The organism is Pseudomonas sp. WS 5051, from assembly GCF_012985715.1.
Lineage (GTDB): Bacteria > Pseudomonadota > Gammaproteobacteria > Pseudomonadales > Pseudomonadaceae > Aquipseudomonas > Aquipseudomonas bubulae.
On record NZ_JAAQWV010000013.1, the window covers coordinates 49,029 to 72,743 of the forward strand.

At 60.0% G+C, this 23,715-nt stretch carries 23 protein-coding genes and 1 pseudogene; 13 read left to right on the plus strand and 11 right to left on the minus strand.

The annotated features are described in order from the left end of the window. Nucleotides 1-8: 8 nt before the first annotated feature. Nucleotides 9-1,382 carry a PLP-dependent aminotransferase family protein gene (locus tag HBN79_RS18650; protein WP_169917007.1) on the minus strand — a complete coding sequence of 458 codons (1,374 nt, stop codon included), beginning with the start codon at nt 1,380-1,382 and terminating at the stop codon, nt 9-11. An 85-nt stretch (nt 1,383-1,467) separates the two neighbouring features. On the opposite strand from HBN79_RS18650, the gene HBN79_RS18655 reads away from it, so the two are divergent. The 7 genes from HBN79_RS18655 to HBN79_RS18685 all read left to right on the plus strand — a co-directional run bounded on the left by HBN79_RS18655 (nt 1,468) and on the right by HBN79_RS18685 (nt 6,178). After that, nucleotides 1,468-2,433: a threonine dehydratase gene (locus HBN79_RS18655; RefSeq protein ID WP_169917008.1), complete on the plus strand. Its 966-nt coding sequence runs from the start codon at nt 1,468-1,470 to the stop codon at nt 2,431-2,433. Between the two features lie 15 nt (nt 2,434-2,448). After that, nucleotides 2,449-2,904, plus strand: coding sequence for a GNAT family N-acetyltransferase (locus HBN79_RS18660; protein WP_169917009.1), 456 nt, complete (start codon nt 2,449-2,451; stop codon nt 2,902-2,904). 26 nt (nt 2,905-2,930) lie between these two features. Beyond that, entirely contained in the window at nt 2,931-3,332 is a 402-nt protein-coding gene (locus HBN79_RS18665) for a hypothetical protein (RefSeq protein WP_095000642.1), read from the plus strand. A 126-nt stretch (nt 3,333-3,458) separates the two neighbouring features. Next, nucleotides 3,459-3,803, plus strand: a complete 345-nt coding sequence (locus HBN79_RS18670) for a hypothetical protein (protein ID WP_095000446.1) — start codon at nt 3,459-3,461, stop codon at nt 3,801-3,803. A 47-nt stretch (nt 3,804-3,850) separates the two neighbouring features. After that, nucleotides 3,851-4,405 (plus strand): UPF0149 family protein, encoded by a 555-nt coding sequence (locus HBN79_RS18675; RefSeq protein WP_095023558.1) that lies wholly within the window; start codon nt 3,851-3,853, stop codon nt 4,403-4,405. Between the two features lie 191 nt (nt 4,406-4,596). After that, the gene (locus HBN79_RS18680) at nt 4,597-5,277 is read left to right on the plus strand and encodes a GNAT family N-acetyltransferase (protein ID WP_095023557.1); all 681 of its coding nucleotides are present in this window, start codon (nt 4,597-4,599) and stop codon (nt 5,275-5,277) included. A 49-nt stretch (nt 5,278-5,326) separates the two neighbouring features. Next, on the plus strand, nt 5,327-6,178 hold the full coding sequence (locus HBN79_RS18685) for a CAP domain-containing protein (protein WP_095000449.1): 852 nt from the start codon (nt 5,327-5,329) through the stop codon (nt 6,176-6,178). A gap of 80 nt (nt 6,179-6,258) precedes the next feature. Here the strand turns inward: HBN79_RS18685 and mqo are convergent, their stop codons facing one another. Next, nucleotides 6,259-7,905 carry a malate dehydrogenase (quinone) gene (gene mqo / locus HBN79_RS18690; RefSeq protein ID WP_095018062.1) on the minus strand — a complete coding sequence of 549 codons (1,647 nt, stop codon included), beginning with the start codon at nt 7,903-7,905 and terminating at the stop codon, nt 6,259-6,261. Nucleotides 7,906-8,316: 411 nt separating this feature from the next. On the opposite strand from mqo, the gene HBN79_RS18695 reads away from it, so the two are divergent. Next, complete coding sequence (locus HBN79_RS18695; protein WP_095000451.1) at nt 8,317-8,688, plus strand: hypothetical protein; 372 nt, start codon at nt 8,317-8,319, stop codon at nt 8,686-8,688. Between the two features lie 3 nt (nt 8,689-8,691). Next, nucleotides 8,692-8,874: a DUF1289 domain-containing protein gene (locus HBN79_RS18700; protein WP_095018063.1), complete on the plus strand. Its 183-nt coding sequence runs from the start codon at nt 8,692-8,694 to the stop codon at nt 8,872-8,874. Nucleotides 8,875-8,879: 5 nt separating this feature from the next. Here the strand turns inward: HBN79_RS18700 and yghX are convergent, their stop codons facing one another. Then, nucleotides 8,880-9,764, minus strand: coding sequence for a YghX family hydrolase (gene yghX / locus HBN79_RS18705; RefSeq protein ID WP_095039077.1), 885 nt, complete (start codon nt 9,762-9,764; stop codon nt 8,880-8,882). Nucleotides 9,765-9,914: 150 nt separating this feature from the next. On the opposite strand from yghX, the gene HBN79_RS18710 reads away from it, so the two are divergent. Beyond that, complete coding sequence (locus tag HBN79_RS18710; protein WP_169917010.1) at nt 9,915-10,385, plus strand: FAD/FMN-containing dehydrogenase; 471 nt, start codon at nt 9,915-9,917, stop codon at nt 10,383-10,385. A 26-nt stretch (nt 10,386-10,411) separates the two neighbouring features. On the opposite strand, the gene HBN79_RS18715 is transcribed toward HBN79_RS18710, so the two are convergent. Next, entirely contained in the window at nt 10,412-11,101 is a 690-nt protein-coding gene (locus HBN79_RS18715; RefSeq protein ID WP_095000455.1) for an HAD-IA family hydrolase, read from the minus strand. A gap of 204 nt (nt 11,102-11,305) precedes the next feature. Here HBN79_RS18715 and aroE point away from each other — a divergent pair, with 204 nt between their 5' ends. The 3 genes from aroE (at nt 11,306) to HBN79_RS18730 (ending at nt 14,259) form a co-directional block, all read left to right on the plus strand. Next, on the plus strand, nt 11,306-12,121 hold the full coding sequence (gene aroE, locus HBN79_RS18720; RefSeq protein WP_169917011.1) for a shikimate dehydrogenase: 816 nt from the start codon (nt 11,306-11,308) through the stop codon (nt 12,119-12,121). A gap of 60 nt (nt 12,122-12,181) precedes the next feature. Next, nucleotides 12,182-13,624 carry an MFS transporter gene (locus HBN79_RS18725; protein ID WP_095000457.1) on the plus strand — a complete coding sequence of 481 codons (1,443 nt, stop codon included), beginning with the start codon at nt 12,182-12,184 and terminating at the stop codon, nt 13,622-13,624. 257 nt (nt 13,625-13,881) lie between these two features. After that, nucleotides 13,882-14,259 carry a DUF1640 domain-containing protein gene (locus HBN79_RS18730; protein ID WP_095000458.1) on the plus strand — a complete coding sequence of 126 codons (378 nt, stop codon included), beginning with the start codon at nt 13,882-13,884 and terminating at the stop codon, nt 14,257-14,259. Nucleotides 14,260-14,317: 58 nt separating this feature from the next. Here the strand turns inward: HBN79_RS18730 and HBN79_RS24010 are convergent. From HBN79_RS24010 to HBN79_RS18760, 7 genes and pseudogenes are all read right to left on the minus strand, one after another. Next, nucleotides 14,318-14,425: pseudogene (locus tag HBN79_RS24010) on the minus strand (GNAT family N-acetyltransferase); the annotation flags it as partial. Between the two features lie 76 nt (nt 14,426-14,501). Then, nucleotides 14,502-15,686: a type III PLP-dependent enzyme gene (locus HBN79_RS18735; protein ID WP_169917012.1), complete on the minus strand. Its 1,185-nt coding sequence runs from the start codon at nt 15,684-15,686 to the stop codon at nt 14,502-14,504. Next, nucleotides 15,683-17,443, minus strand: coding sequence for an IucA/IucC family protein (locus tag HBN79_RS18740; protein ID WP_169917013.1), 1,761 nt, complete (start codon nt 17,441-17,443; stop codon nt 15,683-15,685). The genes HBN79_RS18735 and HBN79_RS18740 overlap by 4 nt, the downstream gene beginning before the upstream one ends. Further along, complete coding sequence (locus tag HBN79_RS18745) at nt 17,440-18,582, minus strand: MFS transporter (RefSeq protein WP_169917014.1); 1,143 nt, start codon at nt 18,580-18,582, stop codon at nt 17,440-17,442. Before HBN79_RS18745 ends, HBN79_RS18740 begins: the two co-directional genes overlap by 4 nt. Continuing rightward, entirely contained in the window at nt 18,567-20,348 is a 1,782-nt protein-coding gene (locus tag HBN79_RS18750) for an IucA/IucC family protein (RefSeq protein ID WP_169917015.1), read from the minus strand. Before HBN79_RS18750 ends, HBN79_RS18745 begins: the two co-directional genes overlap by 16 nt. Next, nucleotides 20,345-21,544 carry a siderophore biosynthesis protein PvsA gene (locus HBN79_RS18755; protein WP_095000462.1) on the minus strand — a complete coding sequence of 400 codons (1,200 nt, stop codon included), beginning with the start codon at nt 21,542-21,544 and terminating at the stop codon, nt 20,345-20,347. Before HBN79_RS18755 ends, HBN79_RS18750 begins: the two co-directional genes overlap by 4 nt. A 74-nt stretch (nt 21,545-21,618) precedes the next feature. Continuing rightward, nucleotides 21,619-23,706 carry a TonB-dependent siderophore receptor gene (locus HBN79_RS18760; RefSeq protein WP_169917016.1) on the minus strand — a complete coding sequence of 696 codons (2,088 nt, stop codon included), beginning with the start codon at nt 23,704-23,706 and terminating at the stop codon, nt 21,619-21,621. Nucleotides 23,707-23,715 lie beyond the last annotated feature (9 nt).

The window sequence follows — 23,715 nt, forward strand, 5'->3', positions numbered from 1 at the left end:
GGGGGACGCTAAAGTTTGTTTGCTGGTTGCGGCCTGTGCCCTCTCCCTCCTGCAGAGGGCTGCAAACCCGCAATCCTTTCCAGCGCCACTTTTAAAGCCTGGACACTGGCAGCCGCCGTCAGGCTGATGCGCACCGCATGGCCAGCGCTGGACTTCACCGCAAATACATCCGTCGGCACCACCTCAACGCCAACGGCGCGACACGCCTCGGCGCCGTCTTCCACAGTCACCCAGATATGCGGTGATGGCGTGTCTGTCTGATACATCGCAGCCCCCAAAAACTTTTTTGCCAGGCGCCAGCGCCGGCTCACTTCCAGGGTTTGCCACTCCAGCCGCGCTTGTGCTGTGCCATCACTGATCCATTGGCAGGCGATGGCCTGGCACAGCGGCGATACCCCCCAGTGCGCCGACTGCGCATAGGGATCAATACGCGCCAGCAGCTGTGGGTTAGCCACAATCCAGCCCAGGCGCACTCCCGCCGCAACGGTCTTGGACAAACTGGTGACCAGCACTGCGAGCTCGGGCAAAAAGCGGTACAACGGCGGGCTGTCGGTCAGCGCACCATAGACATCGTCTTCAATCACCTGCACACCATGGCGTCGGGCAATATCGGCAATCGCCAGCCTGCGCTCAACGCTCATCACCGCCGAAGTCGGGTTTTGCAGGGTCGGGGTCAGTATGGCAACCCGCGCACCCGTGGCGCGGATCATCCGGTCGAAGTCCTGCGCCAGGATCCCTTCCCGATCCATCGCGACGCCATGCATGGGCAAACGCAACTGTGCGCAGGCAGCCTTGATTCCCGGCGCAGTAAAGGCTTCAACCAGTACCGCATCGCCTGCCTGGCATAACGACAGCAGCACCGTAAACAGCCCTTGCTGGGCGCCGGTGCAGAGCATGATGTTGTCCACGCTCAAGTCCAGCCCGCGGCCCTTGAGCCAGGCCGCGCCCTGTGCCCGTGCCTGCAACAGATCCGCAGCGCTCAAATAACCCTGCAAGCGGATCGCCTGGTTACTGTCGAGCAACCAGGACAAGGCCAACCCATCCTCTTCGCCAAGATGGTCAATGGCGGGCAGGTTGGTTCGCAGGTCGATACGGGGTGTCTGCTCATCGGCGAGTTGCAGCCTGAACAGCTTCGCTTCCTGGCTGCTGGCCAGCACATAGGTACCACGCCCTACCTCACCCGAAACCAGATGCCGCCTGGCCGCCTCGCGATAAGCCTGCATCGTGGTACTGGGGTTCCAGCCCAGCGCCCAGGCCAGACGCCGCTGGGGTGGCAAACGTGCACCGGGTTGCAGTTCGCCGCAGGCGATGGCCCGGGTGATTGCATCGACCAGTGCAAGATAGCGCGGCTGGTCTGTGTCATTGAGGGTTGGCATCCACATTTATTGTTGGCCATGCAATATAAGGGTCGGCCCATACAATGCGTCGTGCCTAGAATCGAGTCAAATCCCTCGATGACGGTGTGCCATGTTTGATTTGAATGCCCTTCGCCTTGCAGCCCATACCGTGCACCAGACCCTGGCGCCCACACCGCAACTGGCCTGGCCTTTGCTGACCGAACGCATGGGTTGCACGGTATGGGTCAAGCATGAAAACCACACGCCCACCGGTGCCTTCAAAGTGCGCGGCGGCCTGTTGTATGTGCAGGGTTTGCTGGACCGCGAACCGGGCACCAAAGGCCTGGTCACAGCCACACGCGGCAATCACGGCCAGAGCCTCGCACTGGCAGCGCGCAGCGTAGGCCTTCCAATCCGGATCGTGGTGCCGGAAGGCAACTCGGTGGAAAAGAATGCCGCCATGCGTGCCCTCGGCGCTACCGTGATTGAATGCGGCAAGGATTTTGACGAGGCCCGCACCCATGCGGCGGTGCTGGCACACACTTATAAATTGCACCTGGTCCCCGCCTTCCATCCCGACCTGATTCGCGGCGTGGCCACTTATGCGCTGGAGTTGCTAGAAGCAGTGGAAGAACTGGACACAGTGTATGTCCCCATCGGCATGGGCTCGGGCATTTGCGGGCTGATCCAGGCCCGCGACTTGCTGGGCCTGAAGACCGAGATTGTCGGTGTGGTGTCTGCGCACGCCGATGCTTATGCGCAAAGTGTCGAGCAGGGCCGTGTGGTCTGCACCGAGTCGGCCCACACGTTTGCTGACGGACTGGCTTGTCGCCAACCGCTGCCCGAGGCGCTGGAAATTATTGCCAAGGGCGCGGCGCGGGTGATTCGGGTGTCCGACCAGCAGATCGCCCATGCGATTCGGGTCTACCATGAAACCACCCATAACACCGCTGAAGGCGCAGGCGCTGCCGCGCTGGCCGGCCTGATCAGCGAGCACTCAAGGCAAAAAGGGCGCCGGGTTGCACTGATCCTGAGCGGCGCCAACATTGACCGCCTGCTGTATGCCGCCATTCTGGCCAACAGCGCTGACGCATGACCTAAAGGAGTGTGTATGCAGTACCTGATTCGCCGCGCCACACCGGGCGATGCCCAGGCCATCAGCAAGGTGGTGATTGCCGCCTTGCGCGAATCCAATGCCCGGGACTATTCCCCCGAGGTGATCACCCGGATCGGGCAGAACTTCTGCCCGGCCGAGATTCTGAAGTTGATGCAGCAGCGCCAGATGTACGTGGCCGTACACGAACACCTTGTAGTGGGAACTGCCAGCCTGGATCACGCGGTGGTGCGCAGTGTGTTCGTCAATCCGGGCCATCAGGGCCGAGGCATAGGCCAGCAATTGATGGCACGCATCAAGGAGGCGGCCATTGTTGCGCAGATTCAAGAGCTGCGGGTACCCTCCTCGCTTACGGCCGAGTCCTTCTACGCGCAACTGGGCTTTGCGAAAGTACGCGACGAGTTCCATGGGGACGAGCGCACCGTGATCATGGCCCTGCGTCTGGACGACTAAATCCCGGGGCAGCTATGCTGAGCCTGATGACTTCTTCTGCGTCGCTGCGCTCACCCTGCCCACCCGGCGCCTGCATCTGCGAGCGGGAGCAACTGTTGGCGACACCTGGCACCGACCTGCGCATCCTCAACCTCACGCGTCAGGCCGAGAAAGTGCTGATCGAGCGGCTGGAAAACCTGAAAAGCTTCGACGATCTTGAACATATGCAGCGCCGCATGCACGAGCAACTGGGCATTGAAGTACTGATCGACCCCGGCGTCACAGAAGTGCGTACCATGCGAGGCATTGCGATACACCTCGCCGAGCAACCGGGCCTGTGCCGAAAAACCCGACAGGCAATCCCGGCCGCCATCCGCCGGGCGCTGGAGAAACGACCTGAAATTGCCTGGAAACTGCTGGATGGTCACGGCTTGTTTAGCGACCCCTGAATCGGCTCTGAACAAGGGCTTTAACCCCGGAAAAGGTCATATTTTGCGGCATATGAACAAATTCGCTTGCCATAACCCGAATCTCTGCCCTATAAGCGCGTCTTTTAAATTAACTGAGTCATACCAATGAGTGCCGGATTCACCGAGGACGACATGCGCAGAGCGCTCGGCCTTGATCTGCCTGCTGCCCCGGTTCAACCTGAAGTTGAACCGGCTCCTGCCAAAACCATCCCTGCTCCGAAAAAAGCTGCGGCACCTGCCAAAGCGCCATCACCTGTGCCGAAAAAGCGCAGCGGGCCTGTCCTGCGCGTCACCATGCGGGTGACCAAGGTGTTTGACGGCGATGAAAGCCTGTTTGTCCATGACTCCAAGGATTTGAGCCGATTCAACGCCGAGCAAGAGGCGAAAAAAGCCCTGGCCAAGGCTGGCTTTAAATACTTTGAACTCGAGTCTATTGTTTCGGTGGACTGAGTCTGCCGCAGACCCCCCGTTTTGCCGCCACACCAAGGAGCCCGAACATGCAATCGCAACCCCTGAACGCCAGCGACTTTGACGTGATCGAAAACACGCTGCTCAAATACGGCGACGATCACTCCGTGCTCAACCCTTCGGAGCTCGACGGTTATTTCACCGCACTGGTTTCAAGCCCGACTCAGGTCGATATCGCCGACTGGTTCCCGGCAATCTGGGGCGGTCAGAACCCGGCCTGGGAAAACCCTGAGGAAGCCAAACAGTTCATCGAACTGAGCGTTCGCCATATCAATACCCTGGCCCGGCAACTGGCTGAGGACAGCAGCGCATTTATTCCGCGTTTCGAGCAGACCGAACATCTGGGCCAGGATGTAACCCTGGCGGAAGAATGGTGTTTTGGTTACACCCGTGCGGTGGCCATCAGCAACTGGCCAGCACTTCCGGCGCCGCAAGCACGCTTGCTCCAGGCCATCGCCGACTGCGCCGAGCAGGACAACTTCGAACTGCCCGACGACCTCGACGTTGCCGCCCACCAGCAAAGCGTTGCCGCCATTGCCCCTGCGGCCCGGGCGCTGCATGACTTCTGGTTGAGCCAGCGCTGAGCTCGGCGAAGCTGATTTTGATTTTGTAGCAGCTGCCGAAGGCTGCGTCCGGCGGCGAAGCCGCCGTAAAATCAGCCACCGCGATTATCCAGATAAACCTTGCACTGCGCATTTACGATCGCTTCGCAATCGGACGCAGCCTTCGGCAGCTGCTACGAATTGTGCTGCGGCACACTATAGAAACCATCCCCATGACCACCCTCAGCCATTACGATTCCCCGGTCAGCGAACCGATCAACAGCCAGATCCTGCAGCTCGTGGTCGATCACCTGAGCGATATCAGTGCGATGGAAATCGCCCCGAGCAATCTGCTGTACAGCATTTATCAGTACGCCATCGGCTTTGAAGTGCATCTGTACCTGCAGGCACTCGACGGCACCAAAGGCATTGCGGTCGAGCTGATTGTCGCCACCGATGCCCAGGACCCGGAAAAAGTAACGGGCTTCGCCTTGTACCTGCCTTTCAAGGACGACCCCCAGGCCTGCGGCATTGCCTATATGGCCGAGCTGGCCAGCCACCGCCATCTGGGGGTGACCCGTTCGATGCTCGAGGAAGTCGTGCGCCGCTACCCTCACACCGAGCTGACTTGCAGTGTGACCAAGGTTGCGGAATTCGAGGCAATGGGGCTGCAAGTCATCGGTACCCGCGGCCCGCAAGTGCTGATGAACACCCGTGACCATAGCAGCGACGGCCTGATGGCCGTGCTCGACGTCGCCGCGATCTACCAGTCCACCGAAGTGCGCCAGATCCATACCTACCTGCTGCAACGCAACGGCAAAAAGGCCATGCTCGACGCCGAGAAGAAACGTGATCGCCAGATCGATCAACTGACTGCCCGGGCCAAAGCCTTTGTGGCCCTGGCAAAAGACTAAAGGGGCCAAATAACGCATCATGGTTGCACTCCGTTAAGAGGGAACCCGTATGCGCGCTCACTTCACCCTGCCCCGTCTCGGGGCCTTGACACTGAGTCTGGTGTTCAGCGCTGGCGCCGTGGCCAGCGAAGAATCGCAACTGATCGACTCGATCAATGCTTACCGCAGCCAGATTCAATTGTGCGCAGGGCAGGCCTCGCAAGAGTTGCCGCCACTGTCGGCCGACACCCGCCTGGTGCTGCCGGCCAGCAGTTTTGGCGATTTGCAGCAAGCCCTGGCACAGGCGGCATACCCGATGGTCAACGTACAGGCGATCAACCTGTCCGGCCCCCGTGACGCCCAGGCCGCCATGAAAGCCGTCCAGGAAAGCTTTTGCCGCGTGGTGCTGGACCCGCAATTTGTCGATATCGGCGTCAGCCACGACCAGCGTGACTGGCGCATCGTTCTGGCCCGTCCGCTGCTGGCGGCACGCCTGGGAGACTGGCAGGCCGAAGGCCAGAAGGTCCTCGAGATGCTCAACAGCGCCCGTAACCAACCCCGCCAATGCGGCACCCAGGCCTTCGGCCCTGCCGCGCCCCTGACCTGGAACACCACCCTGGCTAGCGCTGCCGAGAGTCATTCACGGGACATGGCCAACAATAACTACTTCGATCACAAGGGCCGCGATGGCAGCACCCCGGGGGATCGCGCTGAACTGGCGGGCTATATCGCGCAGCAGATCGGTGAAAATATCGCCGCCGGGCAGGACACCACTCGCAAGCTGGTCGACGGCTGGCTGGCCAGCCCTGGTCATTGCGCCAACGTGATGAATCCGGGGTTTCGCGAGCTGGGCGCAGCCTACGCGGTAGACCCAAAAAGTGATGCAGGGATTTACTGGACGGCCCTGTTCGGGACGCAGTGAGGTATTGCGAAGGGGTTGAGCGAGGCGGTAACGCGAGATAAAGCAGCCCCACCCGAGCAGCGTCGGGTGGGGCCGTTTTTTTACAGCGCCATGTCAGCCGCTGGGTTGCTTGGAGCAGGCTTTGCCGGCTCCGTAGCAGGCGTTGCAGTGTGAGTTGCCGCCGGGATCGCCGGTGGTGGAGTCAATTGCAGGACTTCAGCCGTGTAGGCCCACTCTTGGGCAACGCGATCAGGATCGCCGTTCAGCTTGGTGCCATAGCTCGGCACGATCTGGTGCAGCTTCGCTTGCCACTCCGGTGTTGCAACCTTGTCCTTGAACACGGTTTCAAGCACGGTGAGCATGATCGGTGCAGCCGTGGAGGCACCCGGGGATGCGCCCAGCAGACCGGCGATGCTGCCATCTTTGGCGCTGACAATCTCGGTACCGAGTTTCAGCACGCCGCCCTTCTCTTCGTCACGCTTGATGATCTGCACGCGCTGACCGGCCTGCCACAGGCGCCAGTCTTCGGACTTGGCGTTCGGGAAGTACTCTTTCAACGCATTGAAGCGGTCTTCGTCCGACAGCATCAGCTGGCCGGCCAGGTATTCAACCAGTGGGTACTGTTCGATACCCACTTTGGTCATTGGCCAGATGTTGTGCGGGGTGGTGCTGGTCAGCAGGTCGAAGTACGAACCTTCTTTCAGGAACTTGGTCGAGAAAGTCGCGAACGGGCCAAACAGGATAACGCGCTTGCCATCCAGCACGCGGGTGTCCAGGTGCGGAACCGACATCGGTGGCGCACCAACCGAAGCCTTGCCGTAGGCCTTGGCCAGATGCTGCTCGGCAACAGTCGGGTTATCGGTTACCAGGAACGAGCCGCCAACCGGGAAGCCTGCGTATTCCTTGGCTTCAGGAATGCCGGACTTCTGCAGCAGGTGCAGGGCACCGCCGCCAGCGCCGATAAAGACGAACTTGGCGTCAGTTTCGGTTTTGCTGCCATCTTTCAGGTTTTTGTACACCACGCGCCACGAACCATCTTCATTGCGCTTGATGTCTTCAACTTCGCTCGACAGTTTCAGCGAGAAGTTAGGCTTGGTTTGCAGGTAAGCCGCGAACTGGCGTGTGATTTCGCCGAAATTCACGTCAGTACCGATCGGAGACCAGGTGGCCGCGATTTTCTGGTTGGGATCGCGCCCTTCCATCATCAACGGAACCCACTTCTTGATCTGCACTGGATCTTCGGAGTACTGCATGCCCGCGAACAGAGGGCTGGCCTGCAGGGCTTCATAGCGCTTTTTCAAGAACTTGATGTTGTCATCGCCCCACACAAAACTCATGTGCGGCGTGGAGTTGATAAACGAGCGCGGATCTTTCAGTACGCCGTTCTTGACCTGCCACGACCAGAACTGACGCGATACCTGGAAAGCTTCATTGATTTCAATGGCCTTCGGGATTTCAACGTTGCCGTTCTTGTCTTCCGGCGTGTAGTTCAGCTCAGCCAGGGCGGAGTGACCGGTACCTGCGTTGTTCCAGCCGTTGGAGCTTTCCAGGGCAACGCCATCGAGACGTTCAATCATCTCCATGGACATGCCGGGTTCCAGCTCGTTGAGCCATACACCCAGAGTAGCGCTCATGATGCCGCCGCCGATCAGCAGTACATCCACGTGTTTAGGTTCTGCCGCATGCACGGAGGTAATCCCCATGGTCAGCGCCAGGCCCAGTAGCCCCTTGTTCATTTTTTTTAACATGTTGTAGTACCTAAGATAAAACGCCATCTGCCCGGCACTCGGTGCCTGAATTTGCCTGACCCACTACAGACGGTCACCTGCAATCGAGCCAGCTTCAAGCCCCGAACGGGCAGACATATAAGGCCTGTGCACGTTACAGACCTCACTTCATGTACCTTGGGCGCTGATCTCTTGTTGGTCTTGGCTTCAGCTACTTGGGTAACATTTTGGGTACAGCGGATGTGACTCCCTTGATGTCCGGCCTGCTCGCGGCTCCTTCCGGGGAACCTGCGTGGGCATGACGCTCCAGGGCGGCCAGCCGACTTACCGCGACATTCTACCTCAGGTGGCACTCTGGGCGAAGCAGCAGTAGCCAAGCCCCGCGCTCAGGTATAATCGTGCCTTTGCCCCGCCTATCAACAGGATTCACCCATGTCTTTAAGCAAACGCACCCAGGCACAGATCGAACGTCGCCTGATCACCTCCCTGACCGAGGCCTGCGAAACGGCCAAATCACAGATCCCGGGGTTTGCCTGGTTGACCCATGTTGTTGACTACGAGGCCTTCCCGGCCAGCCTGAAGGTGGTCTGGGTGTTCGATACGCAAGCCAGCAAAGACTTCGCCCTGGCCGATGGCGAGGCGCGCTATATGGGTGAGCTGACGGCCCAGGCGCTGGCGGATGCCGGTGTAAAGGTGCGTAACGGCTCGGCCCATGTATTCTTCGATTCAGAAGAAGAGTGCCAGCGCAGTTGTGGCGGCAACTGGCCCAAGCGCCTGGCGCAAAAACAGACCGGACGCAGTTGAACTGTGGCAAAAGACATTGAAAACCCGTGCATTGCAGTTTGCCAGTTAAGTGGTGAGCTCTGCGTGAGCTGCGGTCGAACCCGGGAAGATATCCGCAAGTGGCGGGGCATGAAGCGCCCGGAAAAAATGGCCGCCGTGCAGCGCGCCAGCGCTCGGCTCAAGAGCCTGCGCAAGAAGAACGGCTAAGCCCGCTACGCCAGATACTTGCCGAACCAGCCCAGGGTCCTGTTCCAGGCCAGAGTAGCCGCGGCTTCATCGTAGCGAGGCGTCGAGTCGTTATGAAAGCCGTGATTCACTCCCGGGTAGATATGCGCTTCATGGACTTTACCGTTGCTGTTCAACGCCTGCTCAAAAGCTGGCCAGCCGTCATTGATCCGTGTATCCAGCCCGGCGTAGTGCAGCATCAACGGTGCCTGGATACGGGCGACCTCGTCTGCACCGGGCTGGCGCCCGTAAAACGACACTGCAGCTCCCAGCTCCGGGTAGGCCACTGCCGCCGCATTGGCCACCCCGCCGCCATAGCAGAACCCGGTAATCCCAACTTTGCCGGTACTGGCATCATGCTGCATCAACCACTCCACCGCCGCGAAGAAGTCATTCATCAGCCTGGCAGGGTCGACTTTTTGCTGCAACGCCAGGCCTTGCTCATCATTGCCGGGATATCCGCCCACTGACGTCAGGCCATCGGGTGCCAGAGCGATATATCCCGCCTTGCCCAGGCGCCTGGCAACATCTTCGATGTAAGGATTCAGCCCACGGTTCTCATGCACCACCACCACGGCTGGCAGCTTGCCCGCTGCCTTGGCTGGCCGCACCAGATAACCGCGCACCTGGCCGTTGCCCCTGGGCGATGGGTACATGATGTACTCGGCAATGATATCCGGGTCGGTAAAGGAGACCTGCTCGGCGAGTGCGTAGTCTGGGCTCAACGCCGTCAGCACCGATAACGCAGTGGTGCCCAGGGCGAATACAGCAGCACGGTCAAGAAACTCGCGACGGTTGATCTTGCCGTGGGCGTAGTAGTCATAAAGCTCAAGTAATTCAGGGGCAAAGTCTTTCGCTGTCAGACGCGTCATCTTGGCGTTTCCTTGGGCCGGTAGCGCTTAACCATAGAGCAATTTGTAGCTAAATGCGTCTCAGACCTTTTACCTTGTGCTGTGGGATACCATACCGGCCATACCTGAAACCTGTCAGGCCAGAACCATTAACTGAAGGGGTATCAAACGGTGAGAATTGCACTTGTGCTGTTGTTGAGCGCGTTTTCCATGCTGGCCCAGGCCGCGAATATCGGTGAGCGCCTGACGCCATGGACCCTGAACGACCAGCATGACCAGGCCTACACGCTGGACGAAAAAACCCGCGTGCTACTGGTGGCGCGCAACATGGACGGCTCCAAGCTGGTCAAGGCTGCGCTGGAAAACCAGGCCAAGGGCTACCTGGAAGCACGCAATGTGGTGTTTCTCGCCGATGTGCAGCGCATGCCCTCGCTGATCGGCAAATTTATCGCCATCCCGGCCATGCGTGACTACAGCTACCGTGTTGTGCTTGACCGCGACGGGGCTGTTGCCGCCCAGTACCCCGGTGCCGAAGACAAGGTACTGTGGCTGCAACTGGATAGTGGCAAACTAATGTCACAGCAAGAGTTTTCCAGCGCCGACGAATTGCGTGCGGCACTGGAAAAACTGCCGGTGCAATAATCGCGTGTAAGGGATCTGGCTAGCACTTATCGCATCGGCGGCAAACCATAAGCCGCCAGATCAAAGTCGGCCAGCTGGCGGATGATCAGGTCGGCATGCGTGTACTTGCTGTCGGCCATGGCTACATCAGGTACGGCAATCGCAGTCATGTTGGCGGCTTTGGCAGCCGTTACCCCGAAAGGCGAATCTTCGAATACCAGGCAGTGCTCGGGCGCAACACCCAGGCGCCGTGCCGCCGTCAGGAAGATATCCGGTGCAGGCTTGGCTGCCCCCACTTCAGGGTCGTCAGCGGTGACAATGGTGTCGAACAGCTCAAACCACTCACCATGCAAGGTGGTTTTGTGGGCAAAGGAATGTTGCGATGAACTGGTGCCCACGGCAATTGGCACCTTGTGGGCCTTGAGATGGCGCACCAGCGCCTCGGCACCCGGCATGCCCGTGGCTTTGGGGAAGCGTTCTTTTAGCAACGGCTCGCGGACAACCAGAAATTCCTGCGCGGTGATCGGTAATTCCAGCGCCTTGACCAGAAATTCTGCCAGGTCCAGGGCGCCACGGCCGATGATGTGCTGCTTGATGCTCCAGTCATAGGTGCGACCGTAGCGTTCGGCGATGATCTGCGTGACTTCGGTGTAAATACCCTCAGTATCCAGCAATAACCCGTCCATATCGAAAATCACGGCCTTGATCGGGCCGACAGCAGCACGCGGTGTAGTCATCACAACAAATCCGTTGGCAGGAAGGATTCAGCACCATAACACCGGGAGAAGCACAATGTGCTGCAGTCATCGCCAATCATCAAGTCTCAGCTGGTGATCAGCATCCGTGATCACGGCATCACCATATACGATTGGCACACTGCGCTGCAGGGGTTGAAAGTGGGCTTATTGCCCCACTCATAAATCCAATACTAGGAGGCACGCATGCCCCAGTCCCTGCCAACCCTGTGCGGTTCGATCATGGGCTCGCCCTTTTCTCTCTCTGCGAAAATCCACAATGCGGCCTACGCGGCCCTGGGCCTGGACTACACCTTCGTCTGCTTCGGCATCGAGGACCCGGTGGCGGGCGTCGCGGCCATCCGCGCATTGGGTGTGCGCGGCATGAACGTGTCCATGCCCTACAAAACCGTCGTGATGGAGCATCTGGACGCGATCGATGAAGCCGCGCTGGTCATTGGCGCGGTCAACACCATCAATAACATCGACGGCGTTCTCACCGGCTACAACACCGACTACCTCGGTGCAGTACGCGCCCTGCAGGAAGTCTGCGAACTCAACAACCAGCGCATTGCCGTAATTGGCGCCGGAGGCGCAGCGCGGGCCGTGGTCTTTGGCTGCCTGCAAGCAGCAGCCCAGGTCACGGTGTTTAACCGCAGCAGCGAACGGGGCAAGGCCCTGAGCACAGACCTGGGCGCGCACTGGGGCGGCAGTGTCGAGGCCTTCGCAGCCCGGGATTTCGACATCGTGATCAATGCCACCAGCGTGGGCTTCAAGCAGCCCGACAGCAACCCGCTGGACGGGCTGCTGGCCAGCCATCTGATCGTCATGGATGTAGCCTTTATGCCCGTGCGTACCGCCTTGCTTCTGCAAGCCGCCGCGCTGGGCTGCCGCACCGTGTCCGGCACACGCATGCTGGTGCAGCAGGCCTGCCGGCAAATCGAGTTGTACACCGGCATGGAGGCCCCCATCGACATCATGGAGCAGGCCATGCTCGATGAAATCCAGAGGTTGAAATTGTAAGAAATCCTGCTGCCTATCGATAACAAGATGCCGTAAAGGCGCCTACCAGAAGGTACCAACATGACTCACGATCATGCTTCATCTGATATTGAATTGGTCCCCGAAAGCCCGGAACACAAAAAAGACCTGCACCGCGCTGCCTGGGCCTGCTCCCTGGGCAGTGCGCTGGAATACTACGACTTTGCCCTCTACACCCTGGCAGCGGCGCTGATTTTCGGGCCGCTGTTCTTTCCTGAACAAACCCGCACCATGAGCCTGATTGCCAGCTTCGGCACCTACTTCCTGGGCTTCGCGATAAGGCCATTGGGTGGTGTGCTGTTCGGCATGATCGGTGACCGCGTGGGACGCAAGTTCGTGCTCACCTCCACGGTGTTGCTGATGGGTATTTCCAGCACCCTGATCGGTGCCCTGCCCACGTTTGATCAAGTCGGCTACCTGGCCCCGGTGCTGCTGGTGGTGCTGCGTTTGCTCCAGGGCCTCGGTGCAGGTGCCGAACAGGCCGGCGCGGCAGTGATGATGACCGAGTATGCACCCCCGGGCCGACGCGGTTTTTACGCTGCCCTGCCCTTCCTTGGCATTCAACTGGGCACCATCCTTGCCGCGCTGGTGTACTTCATGGTTATCAGCAGCAGTGACAACGTGCTCGAAAGCGGGTTGTGGCGCATACCGTTCTTCAGCAGCGTGGTGATCGTCGCCCTGGGCCTTTACATGCGCCTGTCGCTCAAGGAGTCGCCGACCTTTATCCGCCTCAAGGCCCTCAAGCGCGTCTGCGACAATCCGCTAAAAAGTGCGATGAAACACTCAAAACCGACGCTGCTGCTGGGCATTGGCCTACGCCTGGGAGAAAACGGCGGGTCTTCGATTTATCAGGCCCTGGCGGTGAGTTACATCGTTGGTGTGGTCGGCCTGCAAGGGCCGGTGGGCGTGCTCACCTTGATCTGCGCCGCCAGCCTGGGTGCTCTGACCGTGCCGATTGCCGGTAAACTCAGCGACCGTTTTGGCCGTGTAGTGGTGTACCGGGCCTTTGCGCTGCTGCAACTGGCACTGGCGTTCCCGGTATGGTGGATACTGAGCCAGGGCAATGTGATCGCGAGCATTATTGCTATCTCTATCGCGCTGGGCATCGGCACCTGGGGCATGTTCGGCACCCAGGCGGCGCTGATGCCTGAACTGTTCGGCTCGCGCCACCGCTATATGGGCGTATCCATTGCCCGGGAAGCCTCGGCGGTGATTGCTGGCGGTATTGCGCCCTTGATTGGCGCCGGGCTGATCGCTCTGGTCGTGGCCAGTCACGATGGCGATGCCAGCGCCGGTATCGGCGCCTGGTTGCCGATTGCCTGCTACCTGTCGCTGCTGACGCTGATCACCCTGTACACCACCTTCAAGACCCCGGAAACCCTCAACCGAGATCTGGACGAGCCCCGTGATGCCTGGGAAATGCTGCCTGCTCACAACGCTCCGCAGATGACGCCACAGCCGGTGGTGCAACCGACGCCACGCTGATGCTGCGTGCTGCAACCTGACTCATGCAAAGAGCCTGCTGACTGCAGGCTTTTTTGCGCCAGCACGATGCTGCTCTACTCGTAATCATAATCGGTCACCAGAAATACCACCGCGACTGACGCAACGCTAAGAAAGGTCTGACTGTATTGATTCGGGATAAAAGTAGAATCTCAGGCAAGGAGTGAATCGCCCTCACAGTGACAGGAGTCAGGCGTCAGATGGCGGCCCGACGTCACTTGCCAATCGCAGGAGACAATATGAAATCATCCATTACCCTTTACGACGCGCTGACATCCATCAGTATGCCTTCAGGTAAAACTAAAGCCGTTGTCGAAGCCTGGGAGAATGAAGTGAAAGATCTCGCCTCCAAATCAGACCTGGGGCAAACCGAACGGCACCTGAAAGCCTCCATTTCAGAATTGGGCGCTGAACTGCGCGTTCTGATAAGGGAGCAAGGTGTAGAGCTCAGGTCATCCGTCAAGGAACAAGGCCTCGAACTGCGCTCGTCAATTACTGCGCTGGAGGCCCAGGGCAAGATTGTTCACTGGCAGTTCGGCATCATCTTCATTTGCATCAGCGTGCCATCGATCAAATTGGGATATGACTTTCTCAACAGGGCTTTACTGGGGGAGTAAAGCCCTGGCCGACCTGGGTGATGACTTCAACTGAACAGCCTGCATCATTATGGGCTGTTCAGTATCCGGCTTGGGCTTGAAGCAGCTTGCGCATGAAAACCCGGGCAAAGCCGTATTGCGTGGCCCTGTGGGTTTCCTGATAACCGAGCTCTTTATAGAGTTCGATGCATACCAGGAATCAGCGTGGATGGCTGATTGCCAAGGATGGAGTTGCCGGCACCCTGGCTGGCAACTCCATGGCATCACCCGTCGATAAACACCTTCAGAGGCGGTTCGTGCATCAGGAAGTTCTGGTGCGAGATATTCCAGGCATAGGCACCCGCCAGGCTAAACACCAGCAGGTCACCAATCGCCAGTTGCGCAACAGGTTGCTGCCTGGCCAGCACATCCTTGGGCGTGCACAACTGGCCTACCAGGGTGACGTCCTGACCGCTTATCTGCGGGGGATTTGTGCCCCGCATAACCGTGAACGGATGGTTATGGTCTTGCGCTGCAGGCGTGCGGAAATGATGAGTGCCGCCTCGACCAATGGCAAAAAACTCGCCGTGGCTGCTTTTGATATCCAGCACCTGCATGACGTAATAGCCGCAGGCTGCGCTGATAAAGCGACCAATTTCGAAGCGGATTCGGGTCGCGCCCATGCCGAACTCATCAACCAGCCCCTTGAGCCCCTGACAAAACCTTGGCCAGTCGAACGACTGCGCCGGGTTCTGGTAGTTGATGCCCATGCCGCCTCCGACATTCAGCACGGGCAGTTGCAGGTCGTGGTCGACACACAACTGGCGGAAAGTCAGGAAGTAGCTGCGTATCAACTCAAGGTGCGCATCGACATCCAGCTGGTGTGACAGCATATGAAAGTGCAGCCCCTTGAGCTCCAGAGACGGCTCTTCGCGCAACAATTGCAGTGCACTTGCCAGCCCCTGCTCGTCCAGCCCGAACGGCGTGGGCTTGCCGCCCATGACCAGCCTGCTCTGCGGTGCCTGCGTCAGCTTGAGGTTCAAGCGCAACATCAGCGCAGCCCTCACGCCACGCTGGCGAGCGATGCGCGCCAGACTGCGAAGCTCGGTCACGCTCTCTACATGAAACGCCGAGATGCTGTACTGCATGGCGATATCCAGTTCACGATCAAGCTTGCCCGGGCCGCCAAAGATCAGTGGCTCGTCGGGGCACTGCTCATGTAGCCAGGTCAGCTCCCCGCCCGAGGCCGCTTCGAAACCGTCTACCCACGGTGCAAGGGTTTTCAACACCCGCGCCTCCGGGTTGGCCTTGGCGGCATAGAACAATTCGCAGTTAACGGGCAGCACGGCGCGCATTGCCTTTATATGCTGTTCAAGGGCAGGCAAGTCGTAGACATAGGCACACAATGGCCCCTCGTGTTCAGCCTTGAGCTGATCGATACAGCGGGTAACAGCGACAGGAAGAGTCATGCGCACTTACTCTTTGCAATAAACGCCAACGGGCTGGGCAGCTGGGTGTAACCCGCTTCGCGATCGGCGCGCATCATCAGACGGGTCATAAAGTTTTCCTTGCCGGGGAATGGCGCACCGGCGCACAACTCGCGCAGCTGCTGCGGATGACCGAGAAGCGCGCACTGTTCGTGCAACAGCTCGCCGGTGCGCGTCCACAACTGTTGTTCCAGAGCATCGCTACCATTGGCCAGATGAAAAATCGCCTCGCCCAGATTATTCACCAGCGCACAGTAAGCCACCCGCTGCCAGGCCTTTTGCGCGCTGTAGTACACCGAGTTGCGGGTACGCTCGTCGAGCGCGCTCAAGCGTTCTGCCGGCCAGATTTCAGGAACCAGCTTGGTGCCCTCCAGATCGCGGATCCACACCCGGTTCGGCAAGCCGTCCTGAGCAAAGCCGACAACCGTGTTTTGTAAATGCGGCTCCAGCGCCACCCCCTGACGGAACAGGCAGTGCAGCACGCCGCCGAGCATTTTCGCGGCATAGGCATCCAGCCAGTTGAGCGTGGCCTGCTCAATGCCCAGGCCGGTGATGTCGGCATAACGTCGAACCTGGTGACGACAGACACTGCGACCTTGCAAGTCCCAGGTAAACAGCGCCATTGCCACCTGCGGCTGATACGCCCCGCGATCGGCCATGGACAGGTTTTCCCGGTAAACGATACCGAAGCATTCGGTGACTTCGCGGGCCTGCTCCAGCGTACCCAAAGCACCGAGATCAAGGCTGGAGGCTGCGGGCTCGGGCATCAGCAAAAAGTCCGGTTGCCGGATTGCCAGCTCGCTCATGACCGGCCGGAGCAGATGAGTCAGGGCCACGGCACTGTCCAGCTCATACCAGGCATTCTTGCGTACGCAATTGGTCAGCCGCACATGCATCGAGAACTTCATGAAATAAGCCAGTTGCGGGTGGTAGAGCGTACGCACCGACGAGGTCGGGAACATGGCCTGACCCAGAGGGCCAAGGTATTCGATCAGACCCTGCTGTTGCGCCCGCTGCACCAGCGGATCGGCCAGTATGCGGGCGACTTCCCAGGGGTGACACGGATAGGCGTCGTCGCGCCCCGACAGTTGCTGCAGGGTACTGCGCGGGTCCTCACCCTGATGGCGAAACAGCGCCGGGTCGATCTTGAACCAGTGCAACTGAAAACACGCCCCGACCTCAGGCGAGCAGGCCAGCAAATCGTTCTGGGAAATACCCTCGCGGCTTTTCGGTGTCGGGTGCAGGGCATGCCCCCAGAGCTGATGCTGCTCGGATGCCAGCAGGCTGTCGGCAGCTTCGTTGGCCGGACGAGAATGACGCAGGAAGGCCCGGGTGATCTGCAGGCTGTTGGCGAACTGTTGCAGCATCTCGCCGACACGCCCGGCACCGCTCAGTGGCGTACACAGAAGGCTGGCCAGTTCCTGGGCCTCCAGTGGCCGCCAGCCCTGCTGGTTGCCCTTGAAATAAGGCGCGCCGATGTAATGACAGCGGCCCAGCAGGCTGGCGCTGTCGATGCGCACCACCAAACGGCCGGCCGGCAGGCGGATGCTGATGCAACGAGCGCCGGCCTGACGCAGGCTCATCGGCACATCCTGTGCCTGGTAGTTCAGATCGGCTTCGTTGCGCGGCAATGCATATTCGCGCAAATAGCAATTGAGCAGGCACTCGATGGCATGGCGCTGGGCTTCACCATCAAGGGCATGGTCATTCAGGGACAAGGTATTGGGAACGAACGTCATGCCGGAATCTCCCGGGAAGTGATCATTAGAGGGCGCGCCATGACCATGGCGGCCATGGCAGCCAGGCAGGCAACCAGAAAGGGGGATGCAATGCCGCAGGTCTGAGTGACCAGAGCAGCCGTAACACCGGCAGCGGTACCGGCCCATTTGCCGCTGGAGTCAAACCAGCCGAACAGGCGCCCTGCACTGCCTTGCCGGCTGCGCTGACTAAGGCAGCGGTGCAGCCCGACAAAGCTGAGCAGCATGCCCGCGCCACTGAGCAGACGCAGGGCGAACAACGGCTCTGCCTGCACGCTCCAGAATTGCAGCGCATTGCTGATCGCCAGCAGCGCCAGCCCCGGCAACAGGACGTTGCCCTGATGCTTGTGGACCCAGGGCAAGGCCAGCAGATAAACCAAATGCGGCAGGCTGTAGAACACACCGATCAAGGTGTCGTTACCTATCCCCAATTGTTCACCGTATGGCATGAAGTAGGGAAAGGTGACCACCATGGCGAAGCTGAACAGAAACTGCACCGCCAGCAGGCGCGCCATGTCGGCTGGCAGTTGGCCTGGCGGCGGTTTTTGTTTGCTGTCCAGGGCATGCCCGGGCTTGTCGTTGGGCAGTGCCAACACCAGAACAAAAGCCAGCAGCGGCAACCACGCCAGCCAGCTGTAAAGGTTGATGCCCAAGCCCCGGGAGGTCAGCAGCCCCAGCAGGATCGGGCCGCTGATCATTGCCAGCCGTGCCGAATACTGAGTCCAGTTCAGGGCGCGGGACAGCCCGGAGCCCTTGAGCTGGGTCGACAGGTAGGCGTTGGAGGCCGCCATTGCTCCGCCGAAGGTGCCCTGGATAACCAATGCCAGCACGAACACGGTCAGATTGGGGCTCAAGCCTGCCAGCAGAAAACCCGCGAACAACCCGGCATGGGCGCGCAGCAACGACAGACGACAACCGTTGCGATCGGCCCAGCGCCCCCATACTGGCGCGGCCAGGGCGGTGCACAGGGTTGGCAGGACAAACAGCACGCCGATGGCCCATCCCGGCGTGCCGGGCGCGAGGTCGCCCAGGATGCGCGGTAGATACAGCGGAATCCCCAGCGCCGTAAAGGCCGACAGGTAATGCCCCAACAAGACGCTGGCGATTAAACGGCGCTGCATGGCACCTCCTCCAGCAGGAAATTCGCCGCGCTGTAGCCATAGAACTTGTTGATATCACTTGCACCGGAATGCGCCTTGCTGAACAGGCTGCCGGCGCTGAGCAGGTACTTGACCGGCAACCTTGGGCTGTCGAGCAACCAGCGGCGTGCGTCGTCACAGTTGATGCCTTCGGCTTCGAGTTGCTGCAGACAACCGCTCAAGCGCCGGCGCAGTGTGTCGTACAGGCTGGCTTGAGGCGCCAGCCCCGCTGCCGCAATGGCCTGCAAAATAGCGACGATATTCAGTTGCAGGGTGATGGTGCAGAACATCTCGGCCAAAGGCTGACTGCTGTTGACACGAATGCGCTCATCCTGCAAGGCGGCTGGCAGCCCGGCCAGATCCGCACAAGCTGCAGCGAAACGTTGCGGCCAAAGGCGCGCGGCGTCGTTGTCCTTCATCAACAGGCGCATTGGCCGGCCGTGTTCGAATATCAGCACGGCGTTCTGCTGGTTGGCCTCAAGCGCGATGCCGTATCGCAGCCACAGCCGTAGATGAACCTGCAGTAACAGGTCAAGGTAGTCGTCGAGCCAGTGTTGCAGGGAGCCGGCATAAAAACCCTCGACCAGCTGTTCGAGGAACAGGCGCCCACCCGCAAGAGGGCTGGCCAGTGCAGCCACCGGCACCAGTGTGGTGTGCTCCAGCCCCGCCGGATAGCGGCGCACGATATAGGCCAGATGACGGCTTTGGGCGACATGACCGCCGTGTTGTTCATCTACGTGCAAATAGCGTGATCCCAACTCCGGATCTCGCCTGGCGAGCGCCTGCAAGGTGGTTTCAAACCAGTGGCCGTCGTACAGGGTGCTCGGCTTGATCAGACGCAGATTGCGCGCGCCCAGGGTAGTGACCAGCAACGGTAATTTGATATGCCAATGGGGCTGATCAATGCACACCACCGTACGCACGGACAGCGTCGGCTCAACCTGCATGGCCGTGCGTGGCGCCTTGAGTGCGCCCTCAGGCAAGCCATACTGTTCAAGCACAGCCCAGGTCAACGGATGCACCGGCAGCAGTGAGTGGCTGTTGTGCAAAGTGCCTGGCAAGCCTACTTCCTCGAAACCCGGCCAGTGCGGCGGCTGCACACTGGTGAGGGTCATGGCCTGCTTGGGGATCGCCAGCCAGTTGAGTTTGAAACGCGGTGCAAACTCCGGCGCATAGCGTTCAAGGGCTGCGTCATCGAAGCCGCTTTTGGCCCGTGCAGTCGGGTAGTACGGGTGGTCCAGATAGCTGGCCAGCTGATCAATCTTCAACAGGCGCTGCGACCAGTGCTGGAGCCCGATCACATCGCCGAGCGCGACGGCATTGCGTTGACCGGCCTGCTTGCACAGGGTCCGGTGTTGCGTGGCGCAATCGGCCTCTTTCAGATACGCCTCGAACAACCCCAGGCTTTCAGCGTCCAGACCCTGGCTCAGGTGGCCAAGCCAGAGCGAGTAGCCACGCTGGACCTCAGGCGGGTGCTGTCGCGATACCCGGATCCAGGCATCGCCGGTAACACTCCAATCCTGCAACGGATACGCCTTGACCACTGGCAGCCACAACTCGTCAGCCGCCAGATCGGTGATCCGCAGCCAGATGCCGCTGGATTGATGCGCAAGCAGCTGATGCAACGCCTCGGGCAGCGGACAGATCCGGCCCTGACTGACAACTCCGCGGATATCTTCACGCAGGCAGCAATCGATGATGCGGCGGGTGATGTAGGCCTGATCGGCAGCTTCTGGTTGCAGGTTCATGCCACCACCCATTTCAGGTCGTTGAGGGTCGAATGCAATTGCGCATCCAGGCTCACGTCATCCGGGGCAATCAGGCGCAATACGCCGACGTAGTCCTTGTTGGAGTGGCTGATGGTCACCGTGTCGCCGGGATGTTGCAGCGCCCGGTAATCGCACCAGTGGTCTGCGGATTCGACATTGAAACTGGCACTGGCCTGATCCAGCCGCCCCGAACGCTCGGCCACCAGATAGTGCACGGTTGCCTGGGCCCGAGCCGGTTGTGCGTCGACCAGCGCCTGCCCCAGATGCAGGGCAACGATTCGGTCAAACCAGCCCTGTGGCAGCAGCCGGTCCAGCAAAAACTCGCGGCCGTCACCGATACTGCGATAGTTGATCTCGACCAGCACCGGGCCTTGTGCGGTGAGGATGAATTCGCTGTGACAAACGCCAAAATTGACCCCGAATGCCGCCACTTGCGCCAGCGCCGCGGTACGCTGTGCGCTGCTTAGCGGGCCATTCCAGCGGGCAGCGAGTTCGACAAAATGGGGCGGCGCAGAAAGGCTTACGTCAAAGCCGCCAATGGCTTGCAGGCTACGACCGTCACCGAGGGTCTCAAGGGTGAACAGTGGCCCTTCCAGGTAAGCCTCCAGCAGCAGTGCACGGTCCGGTTGCTGCTCCCAGAACCGTTCACAGTAAGCACTCAGTTCAGCGGCGTTGTGACACAAGCGCACGTCCAGGCTGGCCACCCCTTCACGGGGCTTGGCCACCACTGGCCATGGCGCATCAGCAGGCAACGCGCAGCCCGAGGCAAGCACCTGGAACCACGGCCCGGGCAGACCCAGACGCTGCATGCGCTCACGCATGGCGGCCTTGTTCTTGGCGGCATGGCACAACCGCCAGTTCTTGCCGGGGCACTCGAACGCCTCCGCCACGACTGCTGTCGCGGTTTGCAGGTGATCGCTGTTGGAAAATACGGCAACCGGGCGCAAACCCTGGCCATTGAGGGTTTCGATGACCGCCAGCGGGTTGAATACATCACATTCGATCACCTGCAGCCGGTCCGGCGAAAGAGACGAGCCGGCAAGCAGGCGACGATGTTCCTGAGCATGATCGGTGATCAGCACAATTGGCAGCCCGCGCTGCTGCGCGGCTGGCATAAAGCCCTCGAGAATGGCTGGGTGTGCGACGTGAGCAAGGATGACGAATGGACGTTGCATGGCACTTTCCTGGGGGCAACAGTTGCCCGTCCCGCAGGATGGGCAACTGATTTACAAAAGCGCGTGTGCGCGGTTTAGAAGCGGTAATTGACGCCTAAGGTGAGCGAACGCTCTGGCGCGGGTTGACGACCCCAAGGGCTGGTGTCGATACCTCGGAAATAGTATTCGCGGTTGAACAGGTTACTGATGCCCGCCGAGGCGGTCAGGATGCTCTTGTCGGCCAGCGGGAACTCACGTTCGATAGCCGTGTTCCACACCCAGTAAGAAGGCAGTTCACCCACGCTGGCAGAGGCGTTTTCTTCGCGGGTATTGGCAGCGTCGGTGTAGGCCTTGCTGATGTAAAGACCGTCGAGGTTGTAGGTCCAGTGCTCGGCAAAACGGTAGCGGGCATCCACCATAAACTGGTTTCGCGAGGAGTACGGCACTTCGTTGTCTTTGTAAGTGCCGTTGCGTTGTTTGGCATCGAGGTAGGCATAACCGGCATGCAGGTCCAGATCACGCATGGCCTGCGGGGTCCAGAAAATATCGGTCTCGAAACCCTGATGACGTGTGCTGCCAAGGTTGTCGAAACGGTCGGTGGTGGCGTTGTAGACAATCTGGTCATCAAAGTCGATGCGGTACAGGTTGAAGTCGACACGCATGCCCTCCCACGGGGTGTAACGCACGCCAGTCTCGTAGTTCCAGGCCAGCTCGGCACCGACCGCACCTTCCTTGACGATCTGCGTAACCTGAGGCGGACGCAGGGACTTCTGCGCGTTGGCATAGACATACCAGGCGTCGTTGGCCTGGTAACCCACGGTCAGGCCCGGCAGCCATTCTTCAGACTTGTTCTCGCGCTCGAACCCGGTGATGCCATCGCTGTAGTTCATGCGCGCGTTTTCATAGCGCGCGCCGGGGGTGATGGTCAGGCGATGATCAAGCAGGCTGATGGCGTTGCTGATGTAGAAGGCACGGGCGCTGTCATCGAATTTCCAGTCGCGAAACGGTGCAGTCACACCCGTAGCCAGACTCTGCCGGTTGACCTTGTAACTGATGTCTTCGCTGACATAGCGGGCACCGATTAGCCAGGTCTGGCCGACGGTGTCGCCATCGATGGTGGCGCTGATGCGCGGCTCCGAACCCCAAACCTTGAAGTCACGCGGGCCGTCCTGCTTGGTCACGGCCGTACCGTCCGGAGTGAACGGCAGTCCTACGACGAAATTGCGGTAGCTGTTGTGGGCAAAGTTGGTCCAGCTGAACTCCACCGAATCGAACGGCCCCATGGTGCCAAGACGCTGGGTGTAAGTGCCCCACACACGATCCGTGTCACCCTCGAAGCGGTCCAGCGGGCGCGTTGACTGACGCGGGTCGTCCTTGTAGTCCTTGACGCTGAGGGCTCCGGCCAGGTCCATGTCGGCCTTGTAATGCTGAACGCCGAAACTCAGATCCCGGTCATCATCGATGTTCCATTGGCCGCGCAGGCGGTAGTTCTGCACATCGGTATCAGAGTGTTCGCGCCCGTATTCGCCGCTCAGGGTATTGATGTCCAGTTGCAGCCCGAAGTTGTCGGTCAGGTAGCCGCCGGTGCCCAGATAGGTATCCCACAACTGGCGCCCGCCAGCATTGAACGTGGTTTTCTCCTGCAGGGTGGTTTCCCATTCGCGGGGAATCGGCTTGCTGATGAAGTTGATCACCCCGCCGACGTTGTTTGGACCGTATTGCACCGCTGCGCCCCCGCGCACGATATCAACCCGGTCGACCGTGGCCATGGTCATTGGGAACAGCGACAGGCCGGTCTGGCCGTAGGGTGCCAACGCGAGCGGGATGCCGTCCGACAAGGCCTGGATGCGTCCGCTGCGGCTCTCGTACAGCCCACGTACCGAAATCTGGGGCAGCGCACCGGTGCCGGTCTCGTCGAAAATCTTGATGCCCGGAACCCGTTGCAGCGCATCATCCAGGCCACGGGTGCTGGCTTTTTTCAGGTCGCTGGAATCGATGACGCTGCGACTCCCGGCATAGGTACGCACTTCCTGATCGCTGGCGGCACCCAGTACATCGCCCTCAATCGTCATGGGCGCCAGCTCAACGCTATGGCCGGGGGGTTGTTGATCGGCGGCCATGGCAGCCTGGCAAATACCCAGTGTCATGAGGCTCAGTGAAAAGTGTAGGGATATTGTTTTCATTGGACTACG